Genomic DNA, 21,176 nt, shown 5'->3' on the forward strand with positions numbered 1-21,176 from the left:
GGAGTATTTTCTGCAATACACCCCATTAGGGGAATATGGTTTTACATGGTTTTCCCCGAGCGGGCAGCCCCTTCCATCATGGGAAACCCACACTCAGAGCGAGGTTGTTTACCATTTGTTCACTTTAAGACCCCGTGGGGTTGCTCATAAACTGCTACAAAAATTCAAGGTTTACTTGAACCCTATTTTCACACCCCACCCACCCCAGAGCGAAGCAGCTAGACAAAAAGGAACCCCAGTCTTTCGACCGGGGTTCCTTACCACATTTAATTCGGCGATGACCTACTCTCCCACACCGTCGCCAGTGCAGTACCATCGGCGCTAAGAGCCTTAACTTCCGGGTTCGGGATGGGACCGGGTGTTTCCCTCTTGCTATAATCACCGAAGAGTGGAGGCGAGGGGACTCGAACCCCTAACCCCCTGCTTGCAAAGCAGGTGCGCTACCAATTGCGCCACGCCCCCATCGGGTGCTACCTATGAAATTTTATCCGTAGCTTCTTCCCAAGTTTTTTTATTCTCCTGAGAATCCTTAGCCTTCTGTACTGCCACTACTGTTGCCAGCGCAGCGAGCGTGATTGCCATAAATTTCTTCATGTCAACCTTTCAACCAAGGTGAGTGGGCGTACCAGGAATTGAACCTGGGACCTCTACATTATCAGTGTAGCGCTCTAACCGTCTGAGCTATACGCCCTTGGTGTTCATCAGAACGAGATATAACTCTACACAGGTTTTGACACCTTGCCAAATCGAAATAGCGTGTTCTGAGACACACGCCCTGAAAGGATGTTTATAAAGCTTCGTAGCGCCCTGAATCTGCAAGGCACCACGAAGCTGAACAGGGGTTTTGGTTTATTCGTCGGTGAGGGTTACGCCCACGCCGCCGACCAGCTTGGCTGCCACGTTGTAGAGCATGGCTGCCAGGGTACCGAGCAGGGTGAAGAGCACGACGTTCACCACGGAGATGATGGTGCTGTAGAGAGCTACCTGACCCAGTGAGAGGTACTGGGAGATGTCCACGGCGTCGCCGGTGGTACCGAGTAGGGTCAGCAGGTCATTGAGGCTCTGGAAGGCGCCGGTGGCCTGCATGACGAGCCAGAGAATGACGGCCGCAACCACGGTGGCGATACCGATGGCGACCGAGAGCAGGAAGACGAGCTTGGCAACCGAGAAGGTATCTACCTTGGCAACGACCAGGCGAGCGCGACGGATCTTGGAGCGAGGGGCGGGGCGCACCAGCGGCTTGCGCTGGGCACCTGCGGACGCCGTACTCTGGGGGCGTGCCTTACCTTGGGCAGCGCGCGGGGTGCCGGCTCGCGGCGCTGGCCGCGGTGCGGTTCCGGTGCTTTTAGTGCTCACTCTTACCTCCAAGTGCGTCTGCGGTGTCGGCTACTGCCGGGGTGGTGTTGTTTTCTAAAGGTACTTCATCCGCCGGCTTTTCGGAGCTTTCGGCGCCATTTTCGTCGGTGTCGTCTACCTCATCGATGCTGCGCTCGTAGTTGCGGGCAACTTCGAGGATCTCGTCATTCTTGCCGGGCTTGGCGAAAATGACGCCCATGGTGTCGCGGCCCTTGGCCGATACTTCTGAGACCGAAGTGCGCACGACCTTGCCCGACTGCATGACGACCATGACCTCGTCCTCTTCGCCCACAATCAGGCCACCGACGAGCTCGCCGCGGTCTTCTGCCAGCTTGGCGACCTTGATGCCGAGGCCGCCTCGGCCCTGCACACGGTACTGGTCGACCTGGGTGCGCTTGGCGTAGCCGCCAGCGGTGACCACGAAGACGAAGGAGTCGTCGGTGACGACGTTGGCTGAGAGCAGTTCGTCGCCGTCGCGGAATTTCATGCCGGTCACACCTGAGGTTGCGCGGCCCATGGGGCGCAGGGCCTCGTCAGAGGCGTTAAAGCGCAGGGACTGGCCCTGGCGGGAGATCAGCAGCAGGTCGTCCTCGGCGCTGGCCAGCTGGGCTGAGACCAGCTCGTCGCCGTCACGCAGGTTGATGGCGATGACGCCGGCGGCACGGTTGGTGTCGTAGTCCGACAGGGCGGTTTTCTTCACCAGACCGTTCTTGGTGGCCAGAATCAGGTAGGGGGCGTCCTCGTAAGACTTGAGCTCCATGACCTTGGCAATGGTCTCATCAGGCTGGAAGGCCAGCAGGTTAGCCACGTGCTGACCCTTGGCATCGCGGCCGGCTTCCATGAGCTCGTAGGCCTTGGTGCGGTAGACACGGCCCAGGTTGGTGAAGAAGAGAATCCAGGAGTGGGTGGAGGTGACGAAGAAGTGCTGAACCACGTCATCCCCGCGCAGGGAGGCACCCTTGATGCCCTTGCCACCGCGATGCTGGGAGCGGTACTGGTCGCTGCGGGTGCGCTTGACGTAGCCGCCACGGGTGATGGTGACGACCATTTCTTCCTCGGGGATGAGGTCTTCCATGGACATGTCACCGTCGTAGCCCATGAGAATCTTGGTGCGGCGCTCATCGCCGAAGCGGGCGACGATTTCGGCCAGCTCTTCAGAGATGATGGCGCGCTGGCGATCCTCAGAGGCGATAATCGCGTTGTACTCGTCGATCATGCGCATGAGCTCGTCGTGGCGGTCCTGAATCTTCTGACGTTCCAGGGCAGCCAGGCGGCGCAGCTGCATGTTCAGAATCGCCTGGGCCTGGGCCTCGTCGATGTCGAGGAAGTCCATCAGGCCGGTGCGGGCATCGTCGGCGGTGGGGGAGCGACGAATCAGGGCGATGACCTCGTCGAGGGCATCGAGGGCCCTGAGCAGGCCGCGTAGGATATGCGCTTCTTCTTCAGCCTGACGCAGACGGTAGCGAGTACGGCGGACGATGACTTCGAGCTGGTGGTTGACCCAGTGGCGAATAAAGGCGTCCAGGGAGAGGGTGCGGGGCACGCCGTCCACAATCGCCAGCATGTTGGCTGAGAAGTTTTCCTGCAGCTGGGTGTGCTTGTAGAGGTTGTTCAGCACCACCTTGGGCACAGCGTCGCGCTTGAGGACGATCACCAGGCGCTGGCCGGTACGGCCGGAGGTTTCGTCGCGCAGGTCAGCGATGCCGGTGATTTTGCCGTCCTTGACCAGTTCGGCAATCTTGATGGCCAGGTTATCAGGGTTGGCCTGGTAGGGCAGTTCGGTGACGACCAGGCAGGTGCGGCCCTGGATTTCTTCGACGTTGACCACAGCGCGCATGGTGATGGAGCCACGGCCGGTGCGGTAGGCCTGCTCGATACCCTTGTGTCCCAGGATGGTTGCGCCGGTGGGGAAGTCAGGGCCTTTGATGCGGGCAATGAGGGCTTCGAGCAGCTCTTCATTGGAGGCTTCGGGGTTCTGCAGGAACCACTGCACACCGTCGGCTACCTCGCGCAGGTTGTGGGGCGGAATGTTGGTGGCCATACCGACTGCGATACCCGATGAGCCGTTGACCAGCAGGTTGGGGATGCGGGAGGGCAGGACGACCGGTTCCTGGTTCTTGCCGTCATAGTTGGGCTGGAAGTCGACGGCATCCTCGGTGATATCTCGTACCATTTCGATGGCCAGGGGGGCCATCTTGGTTTCGGTGTAACGGGGAGCTGCTGCGCCATCATTACCGGGGGAGCCAAAGTTACCCTGACCGAGGGCCAGGGGATAGCGCATGACCCAGTCCTGAATCAGGCGCACCAGGGTGTCGTAGATAGCGGCATCGCCGTGGGGGTGGTACTGCCCCATGACTTCGCCAACCACGCGGGCGCACTTGTTGAAGGAACGCTCGGGGCGGTAGCCACCGTCGTACATGGCGTAGATGACGCGGCGGTGCACAGGCTTGAGGCCGTCACGCACATCGGGCAGGGCACGGCCGATAATGACAGCCATAGCGTAGTCCAGGTAGGAGCGCTCCATCTCGGAGCGCAGGTCTACAACTTCAACGTTGCCGCCGGCAGGTGCCGGGGTTGCGTCGGTTGCAACGATATCGCCCTCGACGGGCTGGGGTGAGCTGGTGGTGTTCTCGTCGCTCATAAGTTCCTCGTTTTTCGTCCTTGATTTTTATATTCCATATTGGCTATATAGCGCTTAATTCACACTAAAAAGCCCTAGATATCAAGGAAGCGGATATCCTTTGCATTCTGCTGGATGAATTCTCGGCGAGCCTCGACGTCCTCACCCATCAGCACGGAGAAGATCTGGTCAGCCGCGGCAGCGTCTTCCATCTTGACCTGTAGCAGGGTGCGACGCTCGGGGTCCATAGTGGTGTCCCAGAGCTCGGTGTAGTCCATCTCGCCCAGACCCTTGTAGCGCTGGATGCCGTTATCCTTGGGGATGCGCTGGTTCTTGGCGTAGCCGGCTTCCAGGGCAGCGTCGCGCTCGGCGTCAGAGAAGACGTAGTCGTGCGGGGCATTAGACCACTTGATGCGGTAGAGCGGGGGCTGGGCCAGGTAGACGTAGCCGGCTTCGATGAGCGGACGCATGTAGCGGAAGAGCAGGGTCAGCAGCAGGGTGGTGATGTGCTGGCCGTCCACGTCCGCATCAGCCATCAGGACGACCTTGTGGTAGCGGGCTTTCTCGATGTCGAAGTCCTCACCGATGCCGGTACCGAAGGCGGTAATCAGTGACTGGATTTCAGCGTTAGACAGGGCGCGGTCGAGGCGAGCGCGCTCGACGTTCAGCACCTTACCACGCAGGGGCAGAATGGCCTGGGTTTCGGGGTTGCGGCCGCGCACAGCTGAACCGCCCGCAGAGTCACCCTCCACCAGGTAAATCTCTGAAATTGAGGGGTCCTTGGAGGAGCAGTCCTTGAGCTTGCCGGGCATGGAGCCGGTTTCGAGCAGGCCCTTGCGGCGGGTGGTTTCGCGGGCCTTGCGGGCAGCCAGGCGGGCCTGGGCTGCGGTGATAGCGCGGCGGACGATTTCCTTACCGGTACCGGGGTTACGCTCCAGCCAGTCGCCTAGCTGGTCCATGGTCTCGCGCTGAACGAAAGCCTTGGCTTCGGAGTTACCCAGCTTGGTTTTGGTCTGGCCCTCAAACTGGGGCTCGGAAATCTTGACGGAGACCACTGCGGTCAGACCTTCGCGAACATCCTCACCGGTGAGGTTGTCGTCCTTCTCGCGCAGCAGCTTGTTGTCGCGGGCGAAGCGGTTGATCAGGGTGGTTAGAGCGGTACGGAAGCCCTCTTCGTGGGTGCCGCCCTCGTGGGTGTTGATGGTGTTGGCGTAGGTGTGTACCGATTCCTTGTAGGCGGTGGTCCACTGCATGGCCACTTCCAGGCTCATCATGCGGTCGGAATCTTCGGTTTCGAAGGCGATGATGTCATCGTGCACGGTGGTGAGCTTCTTGGAGGTGTTCAGGAAGTTCACGTAGTCGAAGAGGCCGTCCTTGTACATGTAGGTGACGGTCTTGCAGCCGTTGGCGTCGGCGCCTACCTGGTTGAGGGGCAACTTCTCGAGCTTCTCTTCGCCGGTGACTTCGTCGCCCTCGTGCAGCTCACGTTCGTCGGTGAGCTGGATGGCCAGGCCCTTGTTCAGGAAGGCCATCTGCTGGAAGCGGGCGCGCAGGGTCTCGAAGTCGAACTCAACGGTTTCGAAGATTTCGGGGTCAGGGTAGAAGGTTTGAGTGGTGCCGGTTTCGTCGGTGGCCTCCCCGCGGGTAAGGGGCTTGACGGTGTGTCCACCGTTGGCGTAGCTGATGTGCCACTTGTAGCCCTGACGGCGCACCTCGGTTTCGACCTTGGTCGAGAGCGCATTAACAACGGAGATACCCACGCCGTGCAGGCCGCCGGAGACCGCGTAGCCGCCGCCGCCGAACTTACCACCGGCGTGCAGGATGGTCATGACGACCTCGACGGTGGGCTTCTTTTCGGTGGGGTGTTCATCGACGGGAATGCCTCGCCCGTTGTCGGCAACTCGTACTGCGCCGTCCTTCTGAATGACGACCTCAATCAGGTCGGCGTGCCCTGCCAGGGCCTCATCGACGGAGTTATCAACGACTTCGTAGACCAGGTGGTGCAGGCCGCGTTCGCCGGTTGAACCGATATACATACCGGGGCGCTTGCGCACAGCTTCAAGGCCTTCGAGGACCGTGATGTCGGCGGCGCCGTATTCGTGGGAGGTTTCTTCAGTTGCCACAGGTAGTTAGGCTCCTTGCATGGTCGGTCTCGCACCGGCGGACGTTCAGCGCGGACGCCCGCACTCGAGGCGGCGGGGTGGGGCTGCTGTACGGGCGGGCAGGCGCGCGTATTCTGCTCTCAATTCTACCGCACAGGGCTATTTTTGAACCTGTTTTGTGATGTTTTAGAGGGGTACTTAGGGCCAGAAGAGCCCTAGCTCGCTGCTAGAGCGCCCGGAACCCCGATGCTGTGGGTTCTCACAGGGTCAGGGGGTCAGAGGCACAGAAACGATTTTTGTAATTTGCACCCCTGGGTTTTCTACCCGTAGGTATCGCGGGGGCCGCGCCCGCCGGGGGCAACCCGCCGTCCTTTTTTCCAGGAGGGGGCTGCTGGCCCAAAGGCGCGCACGTCTTTGACGACATCGTCCCCCAGCTCCCCGTTGAAGCGGCGCATGATGTCGTATTTCATCTGGCGAATCTGCACGGCCCAGGCGGTTGATTCGCAGCGGACGGTCATCACCCCGTCCTCAAAACTCTCGGGGGTAGCTTTCGAGGCGATTTGGGGGCCAACCAGTTTGCCCCAGCGAGCCATGACTGAGGAAACCGCCAGGGGAGTGGTCCAGCCCCGCTCCATAATGACGCGGTCGAGCAGGCCGCCGAGGCTCTGCGGGTCGCGAGCACTTGGGCCGGCTCCGGTGTAGCCGCCCAGCTGGCCGGTAGGTTCTGTTGAGGCATAGCGGCGTACTTTGGTGCCGGGCTCAGCGTTCATCGCACGGCCGAAGTCCTTGATAATTTTCCGACCGGCAGCGCCCTGCACCCGGTGTTCGCCGCGGGCTTCTTTGGCAGCCCGGATGCGGCTGAGTAGGGCATGGGGGGCGTCTACAGCCTCCGCACCATATTCCGTTTGAGCCATATTATCCCGCACAACAATTTATTCCTTTTCTAGAATATTAACTAGTGGCGAAGGGTCTACCCAGGCTCGGCCAGGTTCCACCCGCACCAGGGTGATATGGCCCAGCTCCTCCGGAATATCGCTGGCGACAGCGCAGGTCACCAACACCTGCTCAGCACCGGCAACAATAGCGCCCAGCTTATGGCGGCGGGCAGTATCGAGCTCAGCAAAGACGTCATCAAGAATCAAGATGGGGGAGGCACCGGGGGCATCGTTATCTGCCAGGTGCACGTACCAGGAGGCCAGTTTCAGAGCCAGGGCATAAGACCAGCTTTCCCCGTGCGAGGCAAAACCCTTGACCGGGATGCCACCGAGTTCCAGGGCAAGGTCATCGCGGTGGGGTCCCACCAGGGTCACGCCGCGCTCCAGCTCTTCCCGCTGCTTATCGGCAAAACCGCGCAGCATAGCCTCCCGCAAATCATCTACCCCCATCAGAGCGGCAGTCGGCAGAAGGTTAGCTGAAATTGGCGGGAAAACAGTAGAGTCGTACACCAGGCTCACGCTCTTGGAGCCGTCCGTGAGCTCGGTATAGGCCCTCTGTATTTGCGGCAGAAGCAGGGCCAGGGTTCGCAGCCGGGCCTGCAAGAGGTGGGCACCGGCGTCCGCTAGCTGCTTGTTCCAGACCTCCAGGGTGTAGGCATCCTCTGGCCCGGTGCTGCGCCGCGAGCGCATGGACTTGAGCAGGGAATTCCGCTGGCGCAAAACCCGCTCATAGTCCGCCCGGTAGGCGGCAACAGAGGGGCGCAGAGATACCGCCAAATCATCAAGAAAACGGCGCCGCCCGGCGGGGTCTCCCTTCACCAGCTGCAAATCCTCGGGTGAGAAGAGCACGGTGCGGGTAACGCCCAGGGCTTCACGGGCACGAACGGGAGCCGCCCGGTTGATGCGCACCCGGTTGCTTTTACCGGGGGCTAGTTCAAACTCAAGAACGGTCTGCTGGTTGCCGCGGACCGTGCGGGTGCGGATGTAGGCGCGGTCAGCGCCCACACGTACCAGCGGGGCGTCCTGACTAACCCGGTGAGAAGCCAGCTGCGCGGTGTAGTCAATGGCTTCAACGATATTGGTTTTGCCCACTCCGTTTGACCCGAGAAAGACGGTGACGCCGGGGGTGAGGGGGAGAGCCAGGAGCTGGTAGGTGCGGTAGTCCATCAACGAAAGGTGGTCGATGTACAGCGCGCCCTCCTTGAGATAGCGGTTTGACCTGCGGTTTTACTGGTTCTGCAGGCGGATAGGCATGAGCAGGTAGTGGTAGTTCTTCTCGTCCTCAGCCTGCCAGTCGTCCTGTTCAGAGAGCACAACGGGCTTGCGGGGGTCGGTGAAGGAGAAGCGCACGAACTTGTTGGCTGCGAAGGTGTGCAGACCCTCAGAGAGGTAGCTGGGGTTGAAGGCTACGGTGATGTCCTCGCCGTGCAGGTGGGCTTGCAACACCTCTGTTGCCTGGGCGTCCTCGCCGGTGCCGGCGTCCAGGGTGACCTGGCCCTGGCTGAAGGCCAGGCGGACGGGAGTGTTGCGCTCAGCGACCAGGGAGACACGGCGGACGGCTTCCATCAGGTCTGAGGTGCGGACGATCGCGTGGACGGGGGTGACTTCGGGAAAGAGGGAACGAATCTTAGGGTATTCGCCGTCGACCAGCAAGCTGGTGGTGCGGCGGGAGTCAGATTCAAAGCCAATGAGCTCGTGGGCATCTGACAGGGCGATGGACAGTTCCCCTGCACCGCCCAGGGTCTTGGCGACCTCAGAAAGAGTCTTGGCCTTGACTAGCGCAGCAGTTGAGATAGAAGCATCTGCGGGGTTCCAGGTCAGCTCGCGCATGGCCAGACGGTAGCGGTCAGTTGCGAGCAAGGTGATCTGGTCACCCTCGATTTCCATGCGTACACCGGTCAGAATCGGCAGGGTGTCGTCTTTGGAGGCTGCTACAGACACCTGGGTAACAGCCTTAGCGAATTCAGAGCCCTCAACGGTACCTGATACTGCAGGGAGGGCAGGCAGCTCGGGGTAGTCAGCTACAGGCATGGAGGAGAGGTTGAAGTTAGAAGAACCGCAGGAGAGGTGAACCTTGCCCTCACGCAGCTCAAAGAGTACATCAGACTTGGGCAGCGAACGGCAGATGTCGGCAAGCAGACGGCCAGATACCAGGGCTTCGCCCTCTTCAGCGATATCGGCTGCGATGTTGAGCTTAGCTGAGGTCTCGTAGTCGAAGCTGGCGATAGACACATCACCGGCCGCTGCCTTGATGAGCAGGCCAGAGAGTACAGGTACAGGTGGACGGGGGGAGAGGGAGCGGGCAGTCCAGCTGACGGCCTCAGCCAAAGTATCGCGTTCGACAGTAAATTTCACCGGAGCACCTTCCAAAGCTTTAAACATGAGAAGCCCTTAAGCGGGCACAGTTCAGGTGTCCAGTCTACCGGACTACCTCGGTACCAAAGCTGTTTTTCTGTAATTACAAGAGCCCAACCCCGCCCGGCAGCATAAACACAGATTTTTTGTTATTTGACGTTTTTTCTTTAAGAATCGTAGTGTTAATAACCCTTGTGAAAACTGTGGAAAACCCCGTTTGGGCCCGGAATCTCAACCAAATACTTGTGGGGCGCCTGTGCAGAAAACCTGTCTCCACTGTGAATGAATAGTGGATGGATATTTATGCAATTATCGAACTGCACAGACTTTGCATATTCATGCACTTAACATCCACATTAAAACCCCTTAAGTCTCAAAGTTATCCACAACCTTGTGACTAGGCCTTTTAGGGTTAGGATGCGTCGCGCGACCCCTGCTTAATACGGTTGGTAAGCTCTGTGACCTGGTTAAAGATAGGTCGACGCTCCGCCATGAGGTTACGAATCTTGCGATCTGCGTACATCACGGTGGTATGGTCGCGGTCGCCCAGCTCCTGCCCGATACGGGGCAGCGACATATCGGTGAGCTCTCGCAAGAGATACATGGCAATCTGACGCGCGTTCACCAGAGTACGGCTACGGGACTTCGAACGCAGATCATCAATCGTCACATCAAAGTACTCTGCCGTCGCCTGCAACACCTGCGATGCTGTGATCTCCTGGGCACCGTCGTCCAGCAGCAGATCCTTGAGCACCTGCTCCGCCAGCTGCATGTCCACCGGCTGCCCCTGCAAAGAAGCAAAAGCGGTCACACGAATCAGTGCGCCCTCCAGCTCACGAATGTTGGTGGAGATATGCGAGGCAATATATTCCATCACATCATCGGGCACATCAAGACCCTCGTTCTGGGCCTTCTTACTCAGAATCGCGATACGGGTTTCGAGCTCCGGCGGCTGAACATCGGTAATCAAACCCCACTCAAAGCGCGAGCGCATACGCTCTGCAAAACCGGTCAGCTGCTTGGGCGGCAAATCAGAGGTAATGACCACCTGCTTCTGGTGGTTGTGCAGGGCGTTGAAGGTATGGAAGAACTCTTCCTGGGTGCTATCTTTCCCAGCCAGGAACTGAATATCGTCGATTAGGAGCATGTCGACATTGCGGTAAATCTGCTTAAAGGTAATACCGTTGTTGTCGCGAATGGAATTGATGAAGTCGTTGGTGAACTCCTCAGAGTTCACGTAGCGTACCCGCAAACCGGGGTAGAGGCTCTTGGCGTAGTGGCCGATGGCGTGCAGCAGGTGGGTCTTACCCAGGCCCGAGCCACCGTAGATAAAGAGGGGATTGTAGGCAGACGCCGGGGTTTCGGACACCGCGAAGGCAGCCGCGTGGGCAAAACGGTTGGACTGGCCAATCACAAAGCTATCGAAGGTGTACTTGGGGTTCAGGCGCGCGGTGGAGTCCCAAGTCTTTACGTCCCCCGGCTCCGCGGGGGCCTCGACCAGCTCCCCTGCCTCAACAGGCTCTTCAAGGGGCTCTACCTCATGGTTGACCTGGGCAAACTCGAGAGCTGCCGGTGCCTGCCCAAAGGCGGGGGTAGCGTCCGGACGCTGGTGGGCAGCTTCGTCGAAACCGGCGCGGGAAGCCGGCTCCCGCTCAGCGGGCACAGGGAAAGACAGAGCAGCAGGACGCTCCGTTGTGGGCATCGCTACCTTCTCAGGAGAATTCTCGAGGCTGGTATCAATAATGAAAGCCTCAGTCACCCCCTGTCCAAAGGTCGCGGTAATAGCCTCCTGCAGGATCTCCTTCAACTCGTGCTGAAAAATATCGCGGGTAAACTCGCTCGGCACTGCAATCAGCAGCACATTACCCATAAAAGCGTGAGGCTGAGCCAGGCCAATATGTGCGCGGTGACGCTGAGCCACCGAGTTATCTGCCCGCAACAGGGTTACCAGGTGCATCCACTTCTTCTGAAGCTCCGGGTCCATATAATCGCCCACTGGCTCTCCTTTAATCTCAGGTCACGCAAAAAAACTTACCCACAGCTTAGCCGCAGGGCCCACCGATTTATCACCATGTTATCCACAGGGTGGAAAACTTGTGATTTAACGAGGGGAGTACCTGTTTACAGTATGTGATTAAACCGCGCACCGCTAGCTCAAAGCCGCAGTTTTTGTAACTTACAACTTTCCCCGGTGCGCCTGTGGATAACTCTCGCTAGGGCGAGCGCGCTCGCAAGCTATCCACAGGTGTGGGCAAACTCTCCCACCTACCTGTGATTAAAGACCTACCCCTAGCGGGCTTGACCTTATATCGCAACCTCTTCTAGAGTTGTTTAGTCAAAGTGTGCTAGGACTATGCCTATATCTAAGGCCTGATATCTGCCCCTCAGCGGCGGAGCTAACACACGAGCAAGAAGCGTCAACCTGTTCGAAGAACTGTTGAAAGGTTGGCCCCCGTACCAACCATTTTTGGAGTAACCAAATGAGTAAGCGGACTTTCCAGCCGAATAACCGCCGCCGCGCCAAGAAGCACGGCTTCCGTCTTCGCATGCGCACCCGTGCAGGCCGCGCCATCCTCGCGAACCGTCGTTCAAAGGGCCGCGCAAGCCTCTCAGCATAAGGCTTCATATCTCCTCGCCTCGGCCTAGCCCCTTGTGCAGGCCAGCGTGATTACGCAGCCCGCCGAGAGACGACCGAAAAGACAAAGGAGACTACGTGCTGGCACAACAGCACCGGATGCGAGCTTCGGCTCAATTCTCAGCAACTACACGTTCCGGCGCCCGCTCAGGGCGTCGGAACTTAGTTCTATATACAGCCAAAACAGGCGAAGAACCAACCATCATCGGTTTCATCGTCTCCAAGGCCGTCGGTAACGCCGTTACCCGCAACAAAACCAAGCGACGCCTCCGCGACATCATAGCCCCCTTCGTCGCCGAAAACCCCACCGGCTACCGTGTGGTTGTGCGAGCCCTGCCGCCGGCAGCGTCCGCCCCCTACACTGACCTCGAAACAGATCTGACCAGCGCGCTGGCCACCACCCTCAAAAAACTCGGTGCCACCGCCCGAGAGGAGCTCTAACCCATGGGCACCTCCCACCAGCACCCCGCCGGGGCACCCGCGGACGAAGACGTCCTGCTAGATAAGGCCCCCCACGAATTCGTCGTCCCCACCACCATCGTTCAGGCAGCTATCACCCTGCCCCAGAACGTCCTCATCGCTTTCATCAAGGTCTACCGCGCCATCGTCTCGCCGCTCTACGGCAACGTCTGCCGGTACTATCCGAGCTGCTCAGCCTACGGGCTCGAAGCGCTCACCACCCACAGCGCCATACGCGGCCTCTCACTGACCGTCCGCCGCCTACTGCGCTGCCATCCTTGGGCCACCGGAGGCCTCGACCCGGTTCCATCCGGGCGACGTACCTTCGCACCCGGCACCGAACCCAAAATAATACTTCTAAACCACCCGCACCAGCACCTGAACCACTAACAGGTACTGGCTACAGTCCACCACAACCGGCTCACACACCCGAGCCAGGGAGAGAACTATGTTCGACATCATTCTCTGGCCCTTCAAATGGATCGTCTCGGCGATTCTCTGGGCATTCCACGAACTCTTCACCGCCATCGGCATGGACCCCGCGTCCGGCGTCACCTGGGTACTGGCTATCATCGGCCTGACCCTGGTCATGCGAACCCTCACCATCCCGCTCTTCATGAAGCAGATCAAGGCCATGCGCGGCATGCAGGAGCTGCAACCCGAACTGGCCAAGCTTCAGGCTAAGTACAAGGGCAAAACCGACCAGCTCTCCCGCCAGGCCATGGCCCAGGAGCAGATGGAACTCTACCGCAAGACCGGCTCCAACCCGCTGGCTTCCTGCATGCCTATCCTGGTGCAGATGCCCATCTTCTTCGGCCTCTTCCAGGTGCTCAACGGCGTACCCACCGCAGCGGCTAACAACACCGGTATTCTGGTGCTCGACAACGCCAAAATTGAGCAGTTCAACGACGCCTACATCTTCGGTGCCCCCCTCTTCTCCACCATGATGAACCCCGGCAACGGCAACCACACCGCCACCATCATCATCGCCGCCATCATGGTTGTGCTCATGAGCGCTACCCAGTTCTACATCACCAAGCAGCTCTCTGCGAAGAACATGTCGGACGTCGCCAAGCAGTCCCCCATGTACCGCCAGCAGCAGATCATGCTCTACGTACTGCCCCTCATCTTCGCTATCTCGGGTATCAACTTCCCCCTGGGCGTTCTCGTCTACTGGACCGTCTCCAACTTCTGGTCACTGGGCCAGCAGTACTGGGTCATCAAGAACAACCCCACTCCCGGCTCTCAGGCCGAGCGTGAGCTCAACGAGCGTCGCGCCGCCAAGGGTCTGCCCCCCGTTGGTAAGACCAAGGAAGAGCACGAAGCTGAGCTCGAAGCCCAGCGTGAGCGTGCCAACCGCGGTCAGCGTCAGCAGCCTATGAGCAAGAAGCGCCAAAAGCAGCAGAACAAGAAGAAATAGCGGCAGCTACAGGAGGAACCCATGACTGAAGCCTACGAAGAAACCGCCGCAGACAGCGTCCTTGAAGACGCCGCAGAGCAGGGCTTTGAGGACGAAGGCGACATCGCCGCCGACTACCTCGAAGAACTTCTCGACATCGCAGACATCGACGGCGACATCGACATCGAGGTGCGCAACGGCCGCACCTACCTCTCGGTTGTGACCGAGGATGGCAACAACACCGAGCTCGCCGCCCTCGTGGGCGAGGACGGCGAAGTGCTGGACGCCCTGCAGGAGCTCGTGCGCCTCTCGGTACTGGCCGCCACCGGCCAGCGCACCCGCCTGATTCTGGACATCGCTGAGCACCGTGCCGGCCGCCAGAAGGCCCTCGTTGACATGGCAGAGACCGCCATTTCCCGCGTCAAAGAAACCGGCGACGAGGTGCATCTGGAGCCCCTGGGCTCCTACGAGCGTAAACTCGTGCACGACATCGTGGCAGCCCACGGCCTCTACTCAGAGTCAGAAGGCGCTGGCCCCGACCGTCACATCGTCATCATGCCGGCGGAGGACTAAACCATGAGCGAAGCAACCACCGACCTTCCCGAACTTGCTGGCCCTGCCCTGGTAGCTGCCGACCAGATTTTCGGTGACCGCCTGCCTCTGGCAGAGCGCTACGTGGAGCACCTGGCTACCAGCGGCATTGAGCGCGGCCTGATTGGCCCCCGTGAGGTTCCCCGCCTCTGGGAGCGCCACGTGCTCAACTGCGCTGTGGTTGAGGAGTTCATCGAGGACGGCGCCCGCGTCGCCGACGTGGGCTCAGGAGCGGGCCTCCCCGGCCTCTGCCTGGCCATTGCCCGCCCCGACCTCAAACTGACCCTCATCGAGCCCCTGGAGCGCCGCGTCATCTGGCTGACCGAGGTTGTGGACGACCTCGGGCTGGATAACGTCAAGATCCTGCGTTCCCGCGCCGAGCAGGCCGTGGGGCAGATCGAGGCTGACTACGTGACCGCCCGCGCCGTTTCTGCCCTGGTAGGCCTGCTGGACATCACCCTGCCGATTCTGCGCGGCACCGGCCAGCTGCTGGCCCTCAAGGGCCGTAGCGCGGCTGACGAGATCACCAAGGCTAAGAAGAAACTCAACAAGTACGGCGCTCGCGAGACCGAAATTCTGGTCGCTGGCGAGACCCTGCTCGAAGAGCCCACCACCGTGGTGCGAGTAAGCCTCTAGGCTTTAGACCAGGACGGCACAGCCCGGCTTCCCCGTAGAGGGAAGCCGGGCTTTTTATGTGGAACCTATCGGGGGTCTCTTCTGAAAATGAACTCGTAGTCTTGAGTGGAACCGACCGTGAAGTAGTAGTCACCAACACGTGCAAAGCCGTAGCGCTGGTAGAGGCGCTGGGCACCGTAGTTTTCAGACCAGACCCCCAGCCAGAGGGAACGGCGGGGGTACTCGCCCTCCAGCCACTCCAGGGCTGTCTCCAACAGTCTGGTGCCCAGCCCTGAGCCCTGCTGGTTCGCTAAGACGTAGAGGCGTTTGAGTTCACCGTCCTGGTTGCTGCAATCAGGGTGGGGGAGGCCAGCAGAGCCTGCCATGACGTAGCCCAGTGGGGGGCGTCCGTATCTTCTGCCAGCCAGATGGCGGTGCGGGGGGCTGCGAGATAGGCGAGGTAGTTTTCGGTGGTATAGGTGGTGGAGAGGTAGTGCTCTAGGTCTTCGGGTAGGTAGTAGTTGAAGGTCTGTGCATAGGTGGTGGCAGGCAGGGCTGCTAGGGTCTGGGCGTCGTGGGGAGGGGTCTGCGAATGGTGATCATGGTCAGTGATTATAGGGGTGTGCAAAGTGTTTCACGTGAAACACGGGTTTTTATCTGTAAAACAACTTAATTATGGTGTTTATTTTTCGATGTTTCGAGAGGTGGGAGAGAGCGGGTAACCTTAGATAAGCGAGACCACCACACCTACCGAGGGAGCATAGCCGGTGTCTACCATCTCCAACATCCCCGATTTTGGGCTGCCACCTGAACCCCAGAACGCCCTAGCTAAGCCTGACCGCGGCTCACATGTTTCACGTGAAACACGTGAAAAGTTGGAGCGCACTGACGCTGCGGCCGCTCAGAATAATCCCATCACCCAGCAGGCTCGCTCGGCCAAACAGCAGTTCGAAGAGCTAGCCAGCGAAACCCTCAACCGCCCCCGAGAAACCCGCATCTTCACCATCTCTAACCAGAAGGGCGGGGTGGGTAAAACATCAACCGCAGTGAACCTTGCCGCGGCGCTCGCCCTCAAGGGCATGAATGTGCTGGTCATAGATAACGACCCCCAGGGTAATGCCTCGACCGCGCTGGGCATAGAACACGGGGTGGAGGTTCCCTCTACCTACGATGTGCTGATCGATGACAAGCCCCTGGCAGACATTGTGCAGCCCTGCCCCGATATCGAAAACCTCTGGTGCGCTCCAGCTAATATCGATCTTGCGGGAGCTGAGATTGAGCTGGTTTCTATGGTGGCTCGAGAGACCCGTTTGAAGACCGCTGTCTCTGATTATGCTGCCGCTCGAGAAGCTGCCGGGCTGCCGCGTCTGGACTATATCTTTATCGACTGCCCGCCTTCCCTGGGGCTGCTCACCATCAATGCCTTCTGCGCGGCCCGGGAGGTGCTCATTCCCATTCAGTGTGAGTACTACGCCCTGGAAGGTCTGAGCCAGCTGCTCAAAAATATTGGCATGATTCAAAAGCACCTCAACTCTGAGCTGCACATCAGCGCTATCTTGCTCACCATGTACGACGGCCGCACCAACCTCTCATCTCAGGTGGCTGACGAAGTACGTGAACACTTCCCTGAACAGGTACTTGAAACCGCTATCCCCCGCTCTGTGCGCATCTCTGAAGCTCCCAGCTACCAGCAAACCGTGATGAGCTATGACCCCGCATCACCCGGTGCCGTGGCCTATCTGAAGGCTGCTATGGAGATGGCAAAAGAGTATAAACACCTTTTCTAGGATGGTTTGGATGTGTTTTATAAATAAACGGCGCCCTGCGTTTGAACAGGGCGCCGTTGGTCTATGCGGGGGAGCTGACTCCACTAGACTTGGGTGAGGAAAACTTTTGAGTACGGAGGTCAACGTGGCAGAGAAGAAACGCGGTCTAGGTCGTGGATTGGGAGCTCTCATTCCAGAGAGCGCTAAGCCCCCGGTGGAGCAGAAAAGCACCGAGTCGGTAGAGAATGAACAGCTAGATTTGGATCTAGGTGTAGAGGCTCCTGCCCCCGCCCAGAAGAGCGTTTCACGTGAAACATCAAAGAAGAAGCGGGCAGACATGGGAGCTGCCCTGCGCACCGCAACCGGTTCCCGGCGTCCTGTCGATTTCTTCTTTGGCGATGAGACTGCCGCTGCAGGTGATGGTCTGGTACCTGTGCCCGGTGCCGATTTTGCTACCCTCAACGTCACCGATATTCACCCTAACCGTAAGCAGCCCCGTACCGACTTTGACGAGCACGATATGCAGGAGCTGGTGCATTCCATCAAGGAAATCGGCGTACTGCAACCGATTGTTGTGCGCCCCAGCCGGGAGGGCGGCGCTGAAAAGTACGAGCTTATTATGGGTGAGCGTCGCTGGCGCGCTACCCAGCGCGCGGGCCTGACCACTATTCCGGCGATTATTCGTGAGACCCAGGACGAAGACCTGCTGCGGGACGCCCTGCTGGAGAACCTGCACCGGTCGCAGCTTAACCCCATTGAAGAAGCTGCCGCCTACCAGCAGCTCTTGGAAGAGTTTGGAACCACCCAGGAACAGCTAGCCCAGCGTATCGGTCGTTCTCGCCCGCAGATTTCAAATACTATCCGCCTGCTGAAGCTACCTGCCTTGGTGCAGCGCCGGGTTGCCGCCGGTACCATTTCTTCTGGCCATGCCCGTGCCCTGCTGGGGTTGAAAAAGGCTGCTGATATTGAGACTCTGGCTCAGAAAATCGTCAATGAGGGTTTGTCTGTGCGTGCCGTTGAAGAGCTCGTAGCTGCAGGATCTTCGGTTGAGCCCGAGCGCACCAAGAAGGGTGCCAAGGTTCAGGATCACTCTGAACGACTGGACTATCTGGCAGATGCCCTCGCAGACAAGCTGGATACCAACGTCAAAATTAATCTGGGAGCCCGTAAGGGCAAGATGACCATTGAGTTCGCCTCGGTGGATGACCTCAACCGAATTCTTGACATCATTGATCCCAAGCTCAAGAAAAAATAGGGGAGCAGTCAGTTTGGACTGGTTGGCCTGCCTATGAGACCTGGAAGCGGTACCTGTTCGAAGTGCAGGTACCGCTTCTTTATGTTTCACGTGAAACATGACGTATAGGGGGGCGCCCCTAAGTGGAAATCTAGGTTTTTTGGGCTTGCGGAGAGGTAAAAAAGCGCTGTACGGCCACCTGAGGACTTTAAAGAGGGTACAACTTACTCGAATGCCGATTAAGCCACGTTAGGCGCTGAGATTGGCTTCCAGAGCTCCAGTTTTTGCGGTAGGGACCAAAATTCTCCTGATTTCCTTGATGTGTGCGTATACGATCGGAACTAATCTGATCCCTTCTCGTGGGGAGACTCTGATTTCTCTAACTCGCAGTAAATATTGTGTGGGGTTTGGATGAGGGAGGTTGTTCTATGCTGGGGGTATCACGAGGAGGTGATAATGGTGAATTTTTTCTATGAATTTATTTCCTGGTTTGGCGTTTTCATTATTTCCGGTTTGATGTTTCTTGCCTTTGTCGTCATTGTGCGTCGTGTAGTTATTAAGGAAAAGCCTAAAGTGGGAAATTCTAAAAATAAACCTGCTGCTAGTAAAGGTGATATATCTTCTGGCGGTAAATCAGCAGTGGGTGATAGTTTAGCCCAGCCCATGGAGTTATACGGTTCTTCTTTTGCTCCTGGGCAGTCGGCCAGATTTGAAGCGCCCCAGAAAGTGGTCGGGAGAGCTCGTCAATCCATGATTCTGGAAAAGACCCTCTAGAATCTTAAAAGCACCCCATAAAGGTTGAGTTTGTATAAACTTCGAGATTTTTTGCCGTTTCATGTGAAACATCACCCGATTTTTGAACCACCCTTTGCTGAATATGTGTCATGTATGGAGGTTGATAATATGTCTAAAAAATTATTTTTTATAGCCCTATCCGTATGGATATTTGTTGCCTTTATTGAAGTATTTGTTTTTCTCGTATGTTTACTTCGTGCCCAACAAATCTAGATTCAATCTATGGCGATGCTGGAGTTTCTCTTATCTATAGTTAGAAACTGCGTAGCACCGTGAGGTTTATTCAAAAGGGGTTCTGTAGGTTCGTGCTCATTGCCTATCACCTAGCCTGGTTCGCTGTCGCTCACAAGGTCGATTCACACCAGCCGACAATCCAGCAGTTTCGCAGCGAACCTGGAGGCTTATTCATAAGGTCCGACCAGCAGCCAAAAACACCAACCCCCGCACCACCGAAAACACCCGCCCATACGACCCAAACGGCCGCCTGAACCCAGTATGAAGAATCCGCCAGGTCTTGACGTGAGTAATCACCCGCTCAACCACCGACCGCAAACGATTCAGCACCCGATTATTCGTCTTTAGCTCCCGATTCAACCGTTGGCCAGGCCTACGCTTGGTCGGGGTAGTTAGCCCCAGGCCCACATAGCCCTTATCCGCCAAAGTCGAAGAATCCAGGAATTCATCTAGCTTGTGGGCTCTGAACGCATGGGCGTCATGCCTAGCACCAGGCAGCGGATCGGTTATCGCCAGGAGTCTGCCATCAAGCGTGCAGATAACGTGGTGATTGAATCCTGCGCGTTTGTGCTTGCCTGAGAAGTTTGTTTTACCTAATGAACGCCAGTTCCAGATGGGAACTAAAGTGCCATCCACCACAAGGGAACCAGGCGCTTTAAGGCTCTCTTTAAGAGGTCGAATCAGCGGGGTAAGGACTTTTTCTAGGGCCTTCTCGATTGTTCTAATCGTCCGTGAGACAGTTGGCTGTGAGACCTCAAAAAGGTGGGCGAGGGCTTCTTGGATGAGGTTGTGCCGGTAGCTGATTAGCGTGATTTTAGTCCCTGGGCCAGGGCGAGTCTGTGGGGTTTTTGGCCTGGTTTGACCCAGGTGAGGGTTGTTAGGAGCGTGGTGGTGAGCCCGGTTGCACGCTGGTATGGCAACGGTTCTTCCCGGTTGGTTTGAGGTTATTTGTAGAGATTTAACGCTCATATTTTGCTGCTTGGTGGGGCCGTTGTCTAGTTGGTGGGGTTGGGGTGTGGACTCCCTTATGAATAAGCCTTAAAAAACCAGCTCACGGTTCTAGTAAAAACCCGTGAACTGGTTCCTGAGTGATTAGAGAAATACCGCAGTAATTATCATATAATTCCCTGCACTGCTAAGAGCGCCAATGAAATAGATGCAGCAGATGTAACTGTTGCTAATAAACCAAAAATTATGTTTACCTTTGTTTTATTATCCCATTGTGCACCTAGGTAAAACAATCCCAAGCTTAGGCCAATCATTACACCAGAAATCACTGATAATATAGGTAGACCTGTTTTTATAGCAGGAACAGAGGTGAAAATTCCACCAAATAAAAGAGATAGAGCGGCACTTAGAATATTAAAACTTTTTATATTTCTGTATATTTTTTGCATTTCTCTATCTCCATATTTCGAGTGCTACTACTCTCCTAACACCACATGCTACCTACAGCGAAATTGTTCCAGTCAACAACCCGCCTCCGGCAGCTGCAATGGCAGCTGGAGGGGCAACGGCCGTAAGGCCTGCCGCAGTCCACAGCACACTATTGGCAACACCAGCAGCTGTAAGAGTAATTGAACAAGCGTTCGGAGCGTAAGGTACCATGCCAGGTTTTGGATTATCAAGGGAAATAGGGATTCCTATCTGCGCCTGGTATAGCATTTTGACTTTGCCCATGGTTGTGGATCCCATCAGCTTCCCATCAGGTCCATAAATTTTTGATTGAGTTGTCCTTCTTATTCCACTGGACTTTATATTATTTGCCCTCAATCACCTGAATCTCAGTCACAATGTTCGACTGTGTATTGGTAGCTGATGCAACCTGACTGGGTGATGTGATTGCAAAAGAAGGGGAGGCTACACCTCCCATAAGACCAATAGCCAAAAGACCGGCAGTGAGACCTGTTGAGACCTTCTTCATGATAGCCATGAATAATTCCTTTCCGTATAACAGCATCTTTGCTGGAGGAATGCTATATGATACCTTCGTCGTAGTGATTAGCAACACATGCATTCTATTGCTATAGAAAAAATAAGTCAATTCATAAGGTATCGAGGGGAACGATAGATACGTCTC

22 protein-coding genes, 2 tRNA genes and 1 rRNA gene are annotated in these 21,176 nt (G+C 57.4%); 9 read left to right on the forward strand and 16 right to left on the reverse strand.

The window, feature by feature from the left end; translation table 11 throughout:
- Positions 1-269: 269 nt before the first annotated feature.
- The 11 genes from rrf to dnaA all read right to left on the reverse strand — a co-directional run bounded on the left by rrf (position 270) and on the right by dnaA (position 11,352).
- Positions 270-386: ribosomal RNA gene (gene rrf / locus E4U03_RS01860) — 5S ribosomal RNA — on the reverse strand.
- A gap of 3 nt (positions 387-389) precedes the next feature.
- Positions 390-462: transfer RNA gene (locus E4U03_RS01865), tRNA-Ala, on the reverse strand.
- A gap of 12 nt (positions 463-474) precedes the next feature.
- Entirely contained in the window at positions 475-582 is a 108-nt protein-coding gene (locus E4U03_RS13075; RefSeq protein WP_209304106.1) for a DLW-39 family protein, read from the reverse strand.
- Positions 583-617: 35 nt separating this feature from the next.
- Positions 618-691: transfer RNA gene (locus E4U03_RS01870), tRNA-Ile, on the reverse strand.
- Between the two features lie 158 nt (positions 692-849).
- Entirely contained in the window at positions 850-1,356 is a 507-nt protein-coding gene (locus E4U03_RS01875; protein WP_167752227.1) for a DUF3566 domain-containing protein, read from the reverse strand.
- Entirely contained in the window at positions 1,346-3,997 is a 2,652-nt protein-coding gene (gene gyrA / locus E4U03_RS01880) for a DNA gyrase subunit A (RefSeq protein WP_135011294.1), read from the reverse strand. The genes E4U03_RS01875 and gyrA overlap by 11 nt, the downstream gene beginning before the upstream one ends.
- A gap of 74 nt (positions 3,998-4,071) precedes the next feature.
- The gene (gene gyrB, locus E4U03_RS01885; protein ID WP_135011295.1) at positions 4,072-6,099 is read right to left on the reverse strand and encodes a DNA topoisomerase (ATP-hydrolyzing) subunit B; all 2,028 of its coding nucleotides are present in this window, start codon (positions 6,097-6,099) and stop codon (positions 4,072-4,074) included.
- Positions 6,100-6,398: 299 nt separating this feature from the next.
- Positions 6,399-6,992: a DUF721 domain-containing protein gene (locus E4U03_RS01890; RefSeq protein ID WP_135011296.1), complete on the reverse strand. Its 594-nt coding sequence runs from the start codon at positions 6,990-6,992 to the stop codon at positions 6,399-6,401.
- 18 nt (positions 6,993-7,010) lie between these two features.
- The gene (gene recF / locus E4U03_RS01895; RefSeq protein WP_135011297.1) at positions 7,011-8,204 is read right to left on the reverse strand and encodes a DNA replication/repair protein RecF; all 1,194 of its coding nucleotides are present in this window, start codon (positions 8,202-8,204) and stop codon (positions 7,011-7,013) included.
- Positions 8,205-8,240: 36 nt separating this feature from the next.
- Positions 8,241-9,368, reverse strand: coding sequence for a DNA polymerase III subunit beta (gene dnaN / locus E4U03_RS01900; RefSeq protein WP_135011298.1), 1,128 nt, complete (start codon positions 9,366-9,368; stop codon positions 8,241-8,243).
- A 412-nt stretch (positions 9,369-9,780) separates the two neighbouring features.
- Positions 9,781-11,352, reverse strand: a complete 1,572-nt coding sequence (dnaA, locus tag E4U03_RS01905) for a chromosomal replication initiator protein DnaA (RefSeq protein WP_135011330.1) — start codon at positions 11,350-11,352, stop codon at positions 9,781-9,783.
- Positions 11,353-11,848: 496 nt separating this feature from the next.
- Here dnaA and rpmH point away from each other — a divergent pair, with 496 nt between their 5' ends.
- The 6 genes from rpmH (at position 11,849) to rsmG (ending at position 15,088) form a co-directional block, all read left to right on the forward strand.
- Entirely contained in the window at positions 11,849-11,986 is a 138-nt protein-coding gene (rpmH, locus tag E4U03_RS01910; RefSeq protein WP_083091541.1) for a 50S ribosomal protein L34, read from the forward strand.
- A gap of 95 nt (positions 11,987-12,081) precedes the next feature.
- Entirely contained in the window at positions 12,082-12,444 is a 363-nt protein-coding gene (gene rnpA / locus E4U03_RS01915; RefSeq protein WP_135011299.1) for a ribonuclease P protein component, read from the forward strand.
- A 3-nt stretch (positions 12,445-12,447) separates the two neighbouring features.
- Positions 12,448-12,852, forward strand: a complete 405-nt coding sequence (gene yidD / locus E4U03_RS01920) for a membrane protein insertion efficiency factor YidD (RefSeq protein ID WP_135011300.1) — start codon at positions 12,448-12,450, stop codon at positions 12,850-12,852.
- A 58-nt stretch (positions 12,853-12,910) separates the two neighbouring features.
- Entirely contained in the window at positions 12,911-13,882 is a 972-nt protein-coding gene (gene yidC / locus E4U03_RS01925; RefSeq protein ID WP_135011301.1) for a membrane protein insertase YidC, read from the forward strand.
- A 21-nt stretch (positions 13,883-13,903) separates the two neighbouring features.
- Positions 13,904-14,434, forward strand: coding sequence for a protein jag (locus E4U03_RS01930; RefSeq protein ID WP_135011302.1), 531 nt, complete (start codon positions 13,904-13,906; stop codon positions 14,432-14,434).
- Between the two features lie 3 nt (positions 14,435-14,437).
- Positions 14,438-15,088 (forward strand): 16S rRNA (guanine(527)-N(7))-methyltransferase RsmG, encoded by a 651-nt coding sequence (gene rsmG / locus E4U03_RS01935; protein WP_135011303.1) that lies wholly within the window; start codon positions 14,438-14,440, stop codon positions 15,086-15,088.
- Positions 15,089-15,153: 65 nt separating this feature from the next.
- Here rsmG and E4U03_RS13080 read toward each other — a convergent pair whose 3' ends face one another.
- Both E4U03_RS13080 and E4U03_RS13085 read right to left on the reverse strand, forming a co-directional pair.
- Positions 15,154-15,495 carry a GNAT family N-acetyltransferase gene (locus tag E4U03_RS13080; RefSeq protein ID WP_209304108.1) on the reverse strand — a complete coding sequence of 114 codons (342 nt, stop codon included), beginning with the start codon at positions 15,493-15,495 and terminating at the stop codon, positions 15,154-15,156.
- Entirely contained in the window at positions 15,378-15,695 is a 318-nt protein-coding gene (locus E4U03_RS13085; RefSeq protein WP_209304107.1) for a hypothetical protein, read from the reverse strand. The genes E4U03_RS13080 and E4U03_RS13085 overlap by 118 nt, the downstream gene beginning before the upstream one ends.
- Positions 15,696-16,062: 367 nt before the next feature.
- Between E4U03_RS13085 and E4U03_RS01945 the strand changes: the two genes are divergently transcribed.
- From E4U03_RS01945 to E4U03_RS01955, 3 genes are all read left to right on the forward strand, one after another.
- Complete coding sequence (locus E4U03_RS01945; protein ID WP_245207636.1) at positions 16,063-16,854, forward strand: ParA family protein; 792 nt, start codon at positions 16,063-16,065, stop codon at positions 16,852-16,854.
- A 124-nt stretch (positions 16,855-16,978) separates the two neighbouring features.
- Positions 16,979-18,088 carry a ParB/RepB/Spo0J family partition protein gene (locus E4U03_RS01950; RefSeq protein WP_135011304.1) on the forward strand — a complete coding sequence of 370 codons (1,110 nt, stop codon included), beginning with the start codon at positions 16,979-16,981 and terminating at the stop codon, positions 18,086-18,088.
- 435 nt (positions 18,089-18,523) lie between these two features.
- Positions 18,524-18,841 carry a hypothetical protein gene (locus E4U03_RS01955; RefSeq protein ID WP_135011305.1) on the forward strand — a complete coding sequence of 106 codons (318 nt, stop codon included), beginning with the start codon at positions 18,524-18,526 and terminating at the stop codon, positions 18,839-18,841.
- A 426-nt stretch (positions 18,842-19,267) separates the two neighbouring features.
- Here E4U03_RS01955 and E4U03_RS13670 read toward each other — a convergent pair whose 3' ends face one another.
- The 3 genes from E4U03_RS13670 to E4U03_RS12710 all read right to left on the reverse strand — a co-directional run bounded on the left by E4U03_RS13670 (position 19,268) and on the right by E4U03_RS12710 (position 21,029).
- Complete coding sequence (locus tag E4U03_RS13670) at positions 19,268-20,065, reverse strand: transposase family protein (protein ID WP_135011306.1); 798 nt, start codon at positions 20,063-20,065, stop codon at positions 19,268-19,270.
- A 146-nt stretch (positions 20,066-20,211) separates the two neighbouring features.
- A complete protein-coding gene (locus E4U03_RS01965) occupies positions 20,212-20,493 on the reverse strand; it encodes a hypothetical protein (RefSeq protein ID WP_135011307.1) in 282 nt (93 codons plus the stop codon).
- Positions 20,494-20,855: 362 nt separating this feature from the next.
- Positions 20,856-21,029 carry a hypothetical protein gene (locus E4U03_RS12710; protein WP_167752228.1) on the reverse strand — a complete coding sequence of 58 codons (174 nt, stop codon included), beginning with the start codon at positions 21,027-21,029 and terminating at the stop codon, positions 20,856-20,858.
- Positions 21,030-21,176: the final 147 nt, after the last annotated feature.

The organism is Rothia nasimurium, from assembly GCF_004569295.1.
Taxonomy (GTDB): domain Bacteria; phylum Actinomycetota; class Actinomycetes; order Actinomycetales; family Micrococcaceae; genus Rothia; species Rothia nasimurium_B.

Coding starts and splice junctions, on each gene's coding strand:
- rpmH (WP_083091541.1), top strand. CDS start 11,849: ATGAGTAAGCGGACTTTCCAGCCGAATAACCGCCGCCGCGCCAAGAAG.
- E4U03_RS01890 (WP_135011296.1), bottom strand. CDS start 6,992: ATGGCTCAAACGGAATATGGTGCGGAGGCTGTAGACGCCCCCCATGCC.
- yidD (WP_135011300.1), top strand. CDS start 12,448: ATGGGCACCTCCCACCAGCACCCCGCCGGGGCACCCGCGGACGAAGAC.
- E4U03_RS12710 (WP_167752228.1), bottom strand. CDS start 21,029: ATGGCTATCATGAAGAAGGTCTCAACAGGTCTCACTGCCGGTCTTTTG.
- dnaA (WP_135011330.1), bottom strand. CDS start 11,352: ATGGACCCGGAGCTTCAGAAGAAGTGGATGCACCTGGTAACCCTGTTG.
- E4U03_RS01965 (WP_135011307.1), bottom strand. CDS start 20,493: ATGCAAAAAATATACAGAAATATAAAAAGTTTTAATATTCTAAGTGCC.
- E4U03_RS13670 (WP_135011306.1), bottom strand. CDS start 20,065: ATGAGCGTTAAATCTCTACAAATAACCTCAAACCAACCGGGAAGAACC.
- gyrA (WP_135011294.1), bottom strand. CDS start 3,997: ATGAGCGACGAGAACACCACCAGCTCACCCCAGCCCGTCGAGGGCGAT.
- E4U03_RS01955 (WP_135011305.1), top strand. CDS start 18,524: ATGGTGAATTTTTTCTATGAATTTATTTCCTGGTTTGGCGTTTTCATT.
- yidC (WP_135011301.1), top strand. CDS start 12,911: ATGTTCGACATCATTCTCTGGCCCTTCAAATGGATCGTCTCGGCGATT.
- E4U03_RS01930 (WP_135011302.1), top strand. CDS start 13,904: ATGACTGAAGCCTACGAAGAAACCGCCGCAGACAGCGTCCTTGAAGAC.
- E4U03_RS13075 (WP_209304106.1), bottom strand. CDS start 582: ATGGCAATCACGCTCGCTGCGCTGGCAACAGTAGTGGCAGTACAGAAG.
- rsmG (WP_135011303.1), top strand. CDS start 14,438: ATGAGCGAAGCAACCACCGACCTTCCCGAACTTGCTGGCCCTGCCCTG.